Origin of the sequence: Mycobacterium sp. (genome assembly GCF_051006775.1) — a bacterium.
In the GTDB taxonomy this organism is placed as follows: Bacteria; Actinomycetota; Actinomycetes; order Mycobacteriales; family Mycobacteriaceae; genus Mycobacterium.
Window position 1 is genome coordinate 1 of the sequence record NZ_JBPCSX010000206.1, and the last position, 10,992, is coordinate 10,992.

Annotated in this window: 9 protein-coding genes and 2 pseudogenes; 2 read left to right on the top strand and 9 right to left on the bottom strand. The window is 67.0% G+C overall.

Translation table 11 applies throughout. The annotated features are described in order from the left end of the window. The 9 genes and pseudogenes from ACR2JI_RS14510 to ACR2JI_RS14550 all read right to left on the bottom strand — a co-directional run. Nucleotides 1–575, bottom strand: a pseudogene (locus ACR2JI_RS14510) (VWA containing CoxE family protein); the annotation flags it as partial. Next, nucleotides 572–1,240, bottom strand: coding sequence for an SRPBCC family protein (locus ACR2JI_RS14515; RefSeq protein WP_526391138.1), 669 nt, complete (start codon nt 1,238–1,240; stop codon nt 572–574). The pseudogene ACR2JI_RS14510 and the gene ACR2JI_RS14515, both read right to left, overlap by 4 nt. Further along, nucleotides 1,237–2,124, bottom strand: coding sequence for an AAA family ATPase (locus tag ACR2JI_RS14520; protein WP_526391140.1), 888 nt, complete (start codon nt 2,122–2,124; stop codon nt 1,237–1,239). The genes ACR2JI_RS14515 and ACR2JI_RS14520 overlap by 4 nt, the downstream gene beginning before the upstream one ends. After that, nucleotides 2,121–2,711, bottom strand: coding sequence for a nucleotidyltransferase family protein (locus ACR2JI_RS14525; RefSeq protein WP_526391142.1), 591 nt, complete (start codon nt 2,709–2,711; stop codon nt 2,121–2,123). The genes ACR2JI_RS14520 and ACR2JI_RS14525 overlap by 4 nt, the downstream gene beginning before the upstream one ends. After that, nucleotides 2,708–3,613: an XdhC family protein gene (locus tag ACR2JI_RS14530; protein ID WP_526391144.1), complete on the bottom strand. Its 906-nt coding sequence runs from the start codon at nt 3,611–3,613 to the stop codon at nt 2,708–2,710. Before ACR2JI_RS14530 ends, ACR2JI_RS14525 begins: the two co-directional genes overlap by 4 nt. Before the next feature lie 25 nt (nt 3,614–3,638). Continuing rightward, the gene (locus tag ACR2JI_RS14535; RefSeq protein WP_526391146.1) at nt 3,639–6,041 is read right to left on the bottom strand and encodes an aerobic carbon-monoxide dehydrogenase large subunit; all 2,403 of its coding nucleotides are present in this window, start codon (nt 6,039–6,041) and stop codon (nt 3,639–3,641) included. Further along, the gene (locus tag ACR2JI_RS14540) at nt 6,038–6,514 is read right to left on the bottom strand and encodes a (2Fe-2S)-binding protein (protein WP_526391148.1); all 477 of its coding nucleotides are present in this window, start codon (nt 6,512–6,514) and stop codon (nt 6,038–6,040) included. The genes ACR2JI_RS14535 and ACR2JI_RS14540 overlap by 4 nt, the downstream gene beginning before the upstream one ends. 15 nt (nt 6,515–6,529) lie before the next feature. After that, complete coding sequence (locus ACR2JI_RS14545; protein ID WP_526391150.1) at nt 6,530–7,405, bottom strand: FAD binding domain-containing protein; 876 nt, start codon at nt 7,403–7,405, stop codon at nt 6,530–6,532. Nucleotides 7,406–7,463: 58 nt separating this feature from the next. Beyond that, entirely contained in the window at nt 7,464–8,633 is a 1,170-nt protein-coding gene (locus ACR2JI_RS14550; protein WP_526391152.1) for an XdhC family protein, read from the bottom strand. Between the two features lie 23 nt (nt 8,634–8,656). On the opposite strand from ACR2JI_RS14550, the gene ACR2JI_RS14555 reads away from it, so the two are divergent. Continuing rightward, a complete protein-coding gene (locus tag ACR2JI_RS14555; protein ID WP_526391154.1) occupies nt 8,657–9,613 on the top strand; it encodes a LysR family transcriptional regulator in 957 nt (318 codons plus the stop codon). Between the two features lie 178 nt (nt 9,614–9,791). Continuing rightward, nucleotides 9,792–10,992: pseudogene (locus ACR2JI_RS14560) on the top strand (hypothetical protein); the annotation flags it as partial.

Sequence of the window (10,992 nt, forward strand, 5' to 3'; positions counted from 1 at the left end):
CCGTTGCGATCCGGTGTCGCGCGCAAGGTGCGCCGCATCGGCCAACGGGCCAGACTCTGCTCCAGCCACATCCCGATCAATCGAAGATCTGCGTCGTCGAACTTCTCGAACGGTTCCTCCGCTCGCGCGAGGATCCGGCTCGGCAGCACATCCGGGATGGCGGCGGCATCGTCGTCATCGGCCGACGCGGCCCGCAGTGACGGCGGCCTCGTTGCCCAGGGCAGACCTTCTGCCTGCGGGCCGCCGTCGCTGCGCTGACCGGTGGCCGGCACCGAACTGGCGGACAAGCCCTGCAGGGCGGCGCGGGCCACCGGATCCACCGGAAGAATCGCGTCGGCGAACACCGCGTCGAACACCGCGTCGTAAGCCGGTAGATCTTCGGCCCGGTTCACCAGGGTCAGCCGCCCGGCCCAGTACAGCTGCGATCGTGAGCTGGGTACCAACTCACGCATTGCGCCGACGAACGATCCGGGGCCACTGGCCGATACGACTACGCCGGCTTTACGTAGCCGATGGGTCAGCGCTGCGGCGAACGCGGCCAGATCGACCCCGCGCAGCAGCACCGGCGCGATCATGCCTCGGTGTGATGCCGCCGGCGGAGGATCATCAACACCAGCAGCAGCGCGACCGCCGCAACTCCCAGTCCCGCGTACTTCTGGATGGAGGTACCGCCGGCGAGCTCCAGCAAATCGATCGGCTCGGACTCGGCGGTGGGGGTGAACTTCGGTGCCGCAGCGGACGCCGCAGCCGGCGCAGCGGCGGCATCAGCTGTGGGCGCAGCGGCCACCGGTGCCGGCCCGCCGGCGAGCTTTACCTCCAGAGCATCGACGAACTGGCCGAGGAGCTTCTCCGACACCTGCTGCAGCATGCCGCTGCCGAACTGGGCGAGCTTTCCGACGACTTTCAGGTCGGTGTCGACGGTGACGCGGGTGCGATCGCCGGCCTCGTGCAACTGCAGGGTGACGACGGCTGCGGCGTTACCGGTTCCGCGCGATTCCTTGCCCCGGGCGTCGATCAGCGCCTTGTGCTGAGTCTCGTCACGTTCGATGAAGTGCGCCTTGCCGTTGAACTCGCTGTTGACCGGGCCCACCTTGAGTTTGACCTTGCCCAGGAACTCGTCGCCTTCGCGCCCGACGAGCTGCGCACCCGGCATCAGCGGCGCCACCTCCTCGAGGTCGGTCAGCAGCGCCCAGGCCTTGTCGATGGGCGCGCTCACGGTGAACTCGTTGGCGATGATCATCTGATCTCCTCAGTTATTTCGTTGCGGTACGTAGTGAACGCTTCACACAGTTCTGCGCTGTCATCGGGTGTCTTGGCCAGGGTGCTCAGCCCGGCCTGGGCAGCGGGATCGACCAGGTTTCCCACTCCTAGCGTCACCAGTGCCGCGACCCAGTCGATGGTCTCAGCGACCCCCGGCGGCTTGTCGAGATCAAGATTGCGTGTCCGGCCGACGAATTGGGTGGCGTGCTCGATCAGCGCCGCAGTCGCACCGGGCACACTGCGCCGGACAATGGCCGCTGCCCGGGTCGGCTCAGGGTAGTCGATCCAGTGGTAAAGGCAGCGTCGCCGCAGGGCGTCATGCAGGTCCCGGCTGCGGTTGGAGGTCAGCACGGTCAGCGGCGGTCGATGCGCCACAAAGGTTCCGAGTTCGGGAACGGTCACCGATGACTCGCCGAGGAACTCCAGCAGCAATGCTTCGAACTCGTCGTCGGCGCGGTCGATCTCGTCGATCAGTAACACCGGTGGCGTATCGCCAACATGCCGCACACAGGCCATGATCGGGCGGTCGACGAGGTAATTCTCGCTGTAGAGGTCGGACTCCTCGATGCTGGCACCACGTGCCTCCGCCAGCCGGATGCTCAGCAGCTGGCGCTGGTAGTTCCAGTCGTAGAGCGCTTCGGCGGCACTGAGGCCCTCGTAGCACTGCAACCGGATCAGTGGTGTGCCCAGCACTGCGGCAAGCGCTTTGGCGGCCGTGGTCTTACCGACACCCGGCTCGCCTTCCAGCAGCAGCGGCCGGTTGAGTGCGGCGGCCAGATAGAAAGCGGATGCGGTGCCCTCGTCGAGCAGGTAGCCCTGTTCGTCGAACCGGCGGATGACATCAGGAATTCCATCGAATGTCACTGCGACACCGCTAGCAGTCGCTCATAGTCGTCCCAGGTGTCGACATCTGGCGGTACGGGCCCGGCAACCCGGATCTCCGCCACATCGAACCGGCCACTCTCGATGAGTTTCCAGACTCCTTTGTCTCCGTGCAGCAGGCTGATCTCGTCGAACATGTTGCGGCTCAACCAGAATGGGTGGCCGATGCTGTCGTCATAGCGGCATACCGCGATCTGATGGTCCGACCCTTCACCGATCAAGCGGTGAATCGACTCCGCCGCAACCCCGGGCTGATCGCCGAGCAGCAGCACGATCCCGGCGCTGTCGTCCTCGACCTGACCGACCGCCACCCGCAGCGACCCGGAGCATCCGGATCCGGGATCGTCGACCTCAACGGTCTGCAATCCGTCCAGTGGCACCGTCTGCCTGACCTCATCAGCGGAGCCGCCGAGAGTGACAATCATCTGGTCGAAGCCGCAGCCGCGGGCCATTCGCAGCGTCTCCCCCAGCAGCGTCGAATCCCGATACGGCAGGAGCTGTTTGGGCTGACCCAGCCGTCGGGATGAGCCCGCCGCCAGGACTACGCCGGTGACCCGCGTCGGCGTCATGAGCCCGCCTGCGCGGCGAATCGCGTGCGGCAGCCGGGACAGCAGAACCAGTAGTCCTGCCCGTCAACCTGGAGCTGGGGTGTGCCGTTGGCGATCGTGACCGTCATCCCGCACACCGGGTCCACCGCCGTCGGTCCGTCAGTCGCGGGCGCGGCCGACTGCAGGTCCACCGCTGCGGCCGATGGTTCCGGAACCGTCAACCCACCGCTGCGGATACCCGAGATCATCTCGGCTGCAATTGAAACGGCGATCTCGGCCGGGGTCTTGGCTCCGATCGGGAGTCCGACGGGGGTGTGCACCCGGCCTCGCTCACAACAGCTGAGTTCCAGCGTGTCGACCACCGAGGCGCCGCGCACCGCGCTGGCAACCAGGCCGATGTAGCCGACGCCGGCATCGAGGGCCGCACGAACCGTCTCGGCCTCCGGACCGCCGTGGGTGGCGATCACGACTGCCGTCGTACCGTCGAAACCGCTGTCATCCCGGCGCACCTCGTACCCCAGCACCTCACAAACCTGGGCCAACGCCTCGGCGACAGGGGTCTCCCCCACGATCCGCACAAGCGGGGCCGGAATCTGCGGTGCCAGAAAGATTTCCAACGCTCCTCCGGATAGACACGGGTTCACCACCACGCACGCCCCAGGTGCGTCCGGAAAATGAACGTCCCCGTCCGGCAGCACCCGCAGGAGCACGCTCTCACCGGCCTGCAGCGCACCCATCGCCGCCTTGCGCACCGAATCCCGCGCGCACTGCCCGCCCACGAACCCCTCGATGGAGCCGTCGGAGAGCAATATCGCCTGATCCCCCGCCTGTGCGGAGGTCGGGTGCTGAGCGCGCACGACCGTCGCGTGGACGAACGGCTTGCGCTCGTTCCGCAGCTGTCGGGCGCGTTCGGCGATGTCCATGACTTGTGTGATGTCGGCCCGCCCGCTAGATCGGCGGGGTGGCTCGACCCTGCATGGCCTCCCACACCCGGGACGGAGTCAGCGGCATATCTGCGTGCCGAACATTGAAGGGCGCCAAGGCATCCACCACCGCATTGACCACCGCGGGCGGGGATCCGACGGTTGCAGATTCGCCGACGCCCTTGGCGCCGATCGGATGGTGCGGCGACGGCGTGACGGTATGCCCGGTCTCCAGGTGCGGCACTTCCAGTGCGGTCGGGATGAGGTAGTCCATCAGCGAACCGCCGAGGCAGTTACCCTCCTCGTCGAAGGCGATCATCTCCATCAGAGCCATGCCGATGCCGTCGACCAGGCCGCCGTGCACCTGACCCTCGATGATCATCGGGTTGATCCGGGTTCCGCAGTCATCGACCGCAAGGAACCGGCGCACCTTCACCACGGCGGTGCCCGGGTCGACATCGACCACGCAGATGTAGCAGCCGTAGGGGTAGGTCAGGTTGTCCGGGTTGTAGCAGACCTCGGCATCCAGCCCTCCCTCGAGACCTTCGGGCAGATCAGCTGCGCCGTGCGCCCGCATCGCGATGTCCTGGATGGTCACCGAAGCCGACGGGTCTCCCTTGATGTGGAACTTGCCCTTCTCCCACTCGAGGTCGGCCACCGATGCCTCCAGCATGCCGGAGGCGATGATCTTGGCCTTGTCGCGAATCTTGCGGGCTACCAACGCCGCCGCCGCACCGGAGACCGGTGTGGATCGGCTGCCGTAGGTGCCCAGTCCGAACGGTGTCTGGTCGGTGTCACCGTGGACCACGTCGATGTCCTCGGGCGGGATGCCGAGTTCCTCGGCGATGATCTGCGCGAAGGTGGTCTCGTGTCCCTGGCCCTGCGTCTGCACCGAAAGCCGAACCACCGCTTTGCCCGTCGGGTGGATACGCAACTCGCAACCGTCGGCCATGCCGAGGCCGAGGATGTCCATATCCTTACGCGGGCCGGCGCCGACCGCCTCGGTGAAGAACGAGATCCCGATGCCCATGAGCTCGCCGCGGGTCCGCTTTTCAGCTTGTTCGGCCCGCAGCTCGTCATAACCGATCATGTCCATGGCCAGGCGCATGGTGGTCTCGTAGTCGCCTGAGTCGTAGGTCCAGCCGGTCTTGCTCTCGTACGGGAACTGCTCCGGGCGCAACAGGTTCTTCAGGCGCAGCGTGGCCGGATCCATCTTCATCTCGAAGGCCAGGCAGTCCACCAGGCGCTCAACGAAGTACACGGCCTCGGTGATGCGGAACGAGCAGGCGTAAGCCACCCCGCCGGGTGCTTTATTGGTGAAGACCGCGGTCATATTGCAGTAGGCGGCCTCGATGTCATAGCTGCCGGTGAACACCCCGAAGAAGCCGGCCGGATACTTCACCGGCGATGCGACGCCGTTGAAGGCGCCGTGATCGGCCAGCACGGTGGACCGGATCGCGAGGATTTTGCCCTCGGAGGTGGCGGCGATCTCGCCGACCATGATGTAGTCGCGGGCGAACCCGGTGGACGTCAGGTTCTCGCTGCGGTCCTCCATCCACTTCACCGGCTTGCCGAGCACCAGTGAGGCGACGATGGCGCAGACGTAACCGGGGTAGATCGGAACCTTGTTGCCGAAGCCGCCGCCGATATCGGGCGCGATGATCCGGATCTTGTGCTCGGGCAGTCCGGCGACCAACGCGTACAGGGTGCGGTGTGCGTGCGGCGCCTGGGTGGTCGACCACAGAGTCAGCTTGCCGCTGACCGGATCGAGATCGGCAACCGCGCCGCAGGTCTCCATGGGCGCCGGATGCACACGCGGGTAGATGATTTCCTGCTTGACGACGACATCGGCCCTGGCGAACACCGCGTCGGTAGCGGCGGCATCGCCGGTCTCCCAGTCGAAGCAGTGGTTGTCCTTCTTGCCCTCCAGGTCGGTGCGGATCACCGGAGCGTCGGGATCGAGCGCGGTGCGGACGTCGACGACCGGGACCAGCGGCTCGTAGTCGACGTCGATGAGCTCCAACGCATCTCGCGCGGAGTAGCGGTCCTCGGCGACGACGAAGGCCACCTCCTGGCCCTGGAAGCGCACCTTGTCGGTGGCCAGCACTGCTTGGACGTCATTCGACAGGGTGGGCATCCAGGCGAGGCCCTTTTCGGCCAGGTCGGCGCCGGTGATGACAGCCTTGACCTTCGGATGCGCCAGTGCGGCACTGACGTCGATGCTGTTGATCGTGGCGTGCGCGTAGGGCGAACGAAGGATGGCCAGGTGCAGCATGCCGGGCAGTTGCACATCGTCGACGTAGGTGCCGCGGCCGCGGATGAACCGCGGGTCCTCCTTGCGGAGCATGCGTCCGTAGCCGCACGGCTTCTGGTCGTTGTCTGCGGTGTCGTTCTCGGAGGTCTGCGGGCGGGACTCGACTGTGGTCATGCCTGGACCTCTTCGTTTGCGTGCTTGGCGGCCCACTGGATGGAGCGGACGATGGTGGTGTAGCCGGTACAGCGGCAGATCTGCCCTGAAATCGCTTCGCGGATCTCATCTTCGGAGGGATCCGGATTTTCGTCGAGCAGTGCGCGGGCGGTGATCATCATCCCCGGCGTGCAGAAACCGCACTGCAGGCCGTGGCACTGCATGAACCCCTCCTGAATCGGGTCGAGTTTGCCGTCGACTGCCAGGCCCTCGACGGTAGTGACCTCATGCCCCGACACCATCGCGGCCAGGGTGGTGCACGACTTGACCGGCTTACCGTCGATCGACACCACGCAGGTGCCGCAGTTGGACGTGTCGCAACCCCAGTGGGTTCCGGTGAGCCGCAACTGATCCCGGAGGAAATGCACCAGCAGCATGCGGGGTTCGACGTCGGCGCTGACCTGCTCGCCGTTGACTGTCATCGTGATATGCATCAGTTGTCTTTCGGGTTAGGCGTTGGCCCGGGCACGCTCGACGGCGGTGCGCAGGGTTCGGATGGTCAGTTCGGACGCCAGGTGGCGCTTGTACTCGGCGGTGCCACGCTGATCGGTGACCGGCTCGCATGCCAATGCGGCCAGCCGACCGGCCTCGGCATAGGTCTCCTCGGTCGCGGGCGCGCCGGCCAACGCCTCGCGGACGGCCGCGAGGCCCTCGTGGTCGGCGTTGACGGCGGTCAGCCCGACCCGCCCGGCGACGATTCGGTCGCCGTCCAGGGTCACTGCGGCGCCCGCGGCGGCCACCGCCCAGTCACCGACCCGCCGTTCGACCTTCGCATAGGCACTCCCGGAGTGCGGCCGCATGGGGATCCGCACCTCGATGAGCATCTCGTTGTGGTCACGTGAGGTCTCGTACGCCCCGACGTGGAACTCGTCGATGCCGATTTCACGCTGGCCCTTGGGCCCGCGAACCACGACCGTCGCGTCGAGCACCTCGCACACTGTCGACAGATCCTCGGCCGGGTCGGCCTGGCACAGCGAGCCGCCCACGGTGCCGCGGTTGCGCACCACCGGGTCGGCGATCACCAGTTCGGCGTCGGCGAAGATCCCGCACACTCGCGCCAGGGCCTCGGAGGCGAGCACTTCAGCATGACGGGCCATGGCACCCAGGCGCACCTGCGACGGCTCCACGGTGACGTATCCGAGTTCGTCGTGCAGATCGTTGATATCGATCAGGTACTCGGGGTTGGCGATCCGGAGTTTCATCATCGGCAGCAGGCTGTGCCCGCCCGCGACGATGAACGCGCCCTCACCCAGCCGGTCCAAGAGTCCGACCGCGTGGTCGACGCTGGTGGCGCGCTCGTATTCGAAAGGATTAGGAACCTGCATGTGACTGACCTCACAGAAGTCGCGGGGAACTAAATAGTGGCCCGCGCCGACCCGAGGGTCAAGGGCGAGTTAAGCGATCACTTAACTCCGGTGGCAGAGCCGCGTTACCCTCGTTGTCGTGGTGAATGCGGCCGCCGGTCACGGTCAGGGGGCTCCCGCCGCCGCCCCACTGCCGGGCGATGATTTCCGCCGCGATCGACACCGCCGTCTCCTCCGGGGTCCGCGCCCCGAGATCCAAGCCGATCGGACTCGCCATTCTCGCCAGTTCGTCATCGGTCAATCCGGCCTCGCGCAACCTGGCCATCCGGTCGTCATGGGTGCGCCGCGATCCCATCGCGCCGACATAGCCGACGTCGAGTCGCAGTGCCACCTCCAGCAGTGGAACGTCGAACTTGGGGTCATGGGTGAGAACGCAGATCACCGTCCGCCGGTCGAGCGCGCCGGCTTCGGCCTGCGCCGCGAGATAGCGGTGCGGCCATTCCACGACGACCTCGTCGGCGTTGGGAAAGCGCGCACTCGTCGCGAAGACCGGGCGCGCGTCGCAGACGGTGACCCGGTAGCCGAGGAACGCACCCTGCTGGGCGACCGCGGCGGCGAAGTCGATGGCGCCGAACACCAGCATCCGGGGTGGCGGGGCGTGGCTGGCGACGAACACCTCCATACCCTCGCCGCGGCGCTGACCATCGGGCCCGTATCCGAGGACCTCGCTGCGGCCGGCGGCGAGCAGTCCGCGCGCATCATCGGCGACTGCGGTATCGGCCCGGTCAGATCCCAGCGTGCCCTCGGTCGTGTCGGCCCGCACGATCAGCCGCCGGCCGACCCAGCCCGGCTCGGTATGGCCGATCACGGTAGCGACCGCCACCGGCCGGTGCGCCACGATATCGGCGACGACGGTCTCAAATTGCGGAAAGGTGTTGCCGGACAACGGTTCCACGAAGATGTCGAGGATGCCACCGCAGGTCAGACCGACTGTGAACGCGTCATCGTCGCTGACGCCGTAACGCTCCAGCCGAGCAATCCCGGACTCGGCCACCTCGGTCGCCGACTCGTATACCGCTCCCTCCACGCAGCCGCCGGATACCGACCCGCTGACCGTGCCATCGGGGGCGACGACCATCGCGGCACCCGGCTGCCGTGGTGCCGACCGGAAGGTGCGCACCACCGTGCCGACGCCGGCGGTGGCGCCGCTGCGCCAGATGCCGAGCAGCTCGGCGAGAACGTCCTGCACATCATCAAACGTAGGCGCATCCGGTGACCCCGGCGCAGCTTCGGGCCTACTCCGCGGTGGTTCGGCTCGGTTCGGTACATGCGGCGGCCACTGAACTGGGTATGTCGGACGCCGGCATTTCGATGCACATCGCCCAGTTGCGTAAGGAACTCGCCGATCCGCTGTTCACCCGGACGGTCAACGGGTTGTCCTTCACCCCCGGCGGCCTGCGACTGGCCAGCCGGTCAGTAGAGATCCTCGGTCTGCAGCAACAGACCGCCATCGAGGTGACCGAAGCGGCGCGCGGCCGGCGGATGCTGCGCATCGCCGCATCGAGCGCGTTCGCCGAACATGCCGCACCGGGGGTGATCGACCTGTTCTCATCCCGGGCCGACGATCTTTCGGTGGAGCTGAGTGTCCATCCCACCGGCCGTTTCCGCGATCTGATCGAGTCCCGGGCGGTCGACATAGCACTGGGTCCGCCTGCCTCCGACCCGGACGGCACCCTGGTGCTGCGTCCGTTCCTGAAGTATCAGATCATCGCCGTCGCGGCGCCCAGCAGTCCGCTCATCACCGCACCGGTCACTCCCGCGATGCTGCGGGAGCAGCATTGGATGCTGGGGCCCTCCGCCGCCAGCGTCGACGGCGAAATCGCCCGATTGCTAAGGAGTTTGGCGATCCCGGAAATTCGACAGCGGATCTTCCAGAGCGATGCCGCGGCCGTCGACGAGGTACAGCGGGTACCCGGTGTTGCGCCGGCCATCGGTTTCACGGTCGCCAAGGATCTGGCGGCTGGCCGACTGGTGCAGATCAAGCACACCGACCTACAGGCCGGCGGTGAGTGGTGCGCCTCCGCACTGCCAGCAGCGGCATGCCAACCGGTGGTCACCGAGTTGATGAACTTCATCACCACACCACGCTGCACCCAGGCGATGGTCCGCGGCACCGGAGTCGGCGTGACCCGATTCCGGCCGAAGGTTCACGTGACACTCTGGAGTTGAGAGCTCTCCCAGCCGAACGCTCCACAACCACACTGCGGCACTCAGGTTACTTTCAGACTGCGTTCACCTTAACTTCAGCTTTTCGTTAACATCAAGCAAACCCGAGGCAATGAGCATGACGTTGCATTCGACGAGATCATTTCCACAACCGAACCGGCCTCAGCGAAGGGACCCAACCGTGGCCAGACCCCGCAAATCACCCGTCCGCACTCTCCTGCCCCTGGTAACCGGCAACGTTGCCGGGGCGGCGATGATCGGGGCCGGGCTGTTCATGGCGGCCGGTCACACCACCCTGCCGACCAGCCCTGCGGTGAAATTAGCCTCGGCACAGTGCGATCTCACCCGTGCCCTGTGCGCGGCCGATGAGTTGCCCGGCATTGTGGCGTCCAAGTCGGCGAGCAAGGTTGCGGCCGCCAGCGTCGGAGACGATTTCCTCAGCTTCTTCGTCGGCAACGGCACTGCCGAGCACCCGAACGCCGGCATTCTCATCGGCGACGGGTTCAGCTTCACCGCCGACGATGTCGGCGGCCCGAACTGCTCGGCGGGCACACCGTGCAACGGCGGTAACGCCGGCCTGTTGTTCGGCAACGGCGGAAACGGCTACGACGGCGGCAGCGGCGGAAACGCCTACCTCTACGGCCGCGGCGGAAACGGCGGCAGCGCCGTGGACTTCGGCATCCTGGGTGAGGACAACTACGGTGGCAACGGCGGCAACAGCGGCTTCCTCGGCGGAACCGATATCGCGGGCAACCTGTTCGCAGGTGCGGCGGGTAGCGGCGGCAACGGTGCCAACGGTGGCGCCGGCGGCAACGGCGGCAGCGCCGGATTCTTCGGTATCTCCCTGGCCGGAAACGCCGGTAAGGGCGGAAACGGCGGCAACGGATCGGCCATGAATCCCAATGGCGGCGACGGCGGCAACGGCGGCCAGGAGGCCAGATTCCCCACCCTTTACGGCGGTGACCTCACCGGTACCACCCATTCCGGCGGCAACGGCGGAAACGGGTACTCCGGTGGGGCCATCGGCGGTAACGGCGGTAACGGCGGTAACGGCGGCGACGGCGGCCTGTGGGGCTCGGAGCCCGGCGGCATCGGTGGCAACGGTGGCAACGCCGGTGACGGAACGACCACGGCGGGCATCGCCGGTAACGGCGGTAACGGCGGAACAGGCAGTTATGTGGCCGGCGCGGGCGGCGCAGCCGGCGCCGGCGGCAACGGCGGTAAGGCCCCGGTGGGCACCGCCGGCGGCAACGGCGGGGCCGGCGGCCTCGACGGGTTCTTTGGCGCCAGGGCCGGTAAGGGCGGCGCCGGCGGTGTCGGCGGGCAATCCACCGCGGGTGTCGGCGGCTCCGGTGGCAACGGTGGCAACGGCGGCTTGGGCC

Excerpts from the sequence above, each read along its gene's own strand:
- ACR2JI_RS14515 (WP_526391138.1), bottom strand. The coding sequence starts at position 1,240 with ATGATCATCGCCAACGAGTTCACCGTGAGCGCGCCCATCGACAAGGCC.
- ACR2JI_RS14540 (WP_526391148.1), bottom strand. The coding sequence starts at position 6,514 with ATGCATATCACGATGACAGTCAACGGCGAGCAGGTCAGCGCCGACGTC.
- ACR2JI_RS14530 (WP_526391144.1), bottom strand. The coding sequence starts at position 3,613 with ATGGACATCGCCGAACGCGCCCGACAGCTGCGGAACGAGCGCAAGCCG.
- ACR2JI_RS14535 (WP_526391146.1), bottom strand. The coding sequence starts at position 6,041 with ATGACCACAGTCGAGTCCCGCCCGCAGACCTCCGAGAACGACACCGCA.
- ACR2JI_RS14525 (WP_526391142.1), bottom strand. The coding sequence starts at position 2,711 with ATGACGCCGACGCGGGTCACCGGCGTAGTCCTGGCGGCGGGCTCATCC.
- ACR2JI_RS14545 (WP_526391150.1), bottom strand. The coding sequence starts at position 7,405 with ATGCAGGTTCCTAATCCTTTCGAATACGAGCGCGCCACCAGCGTCGAC.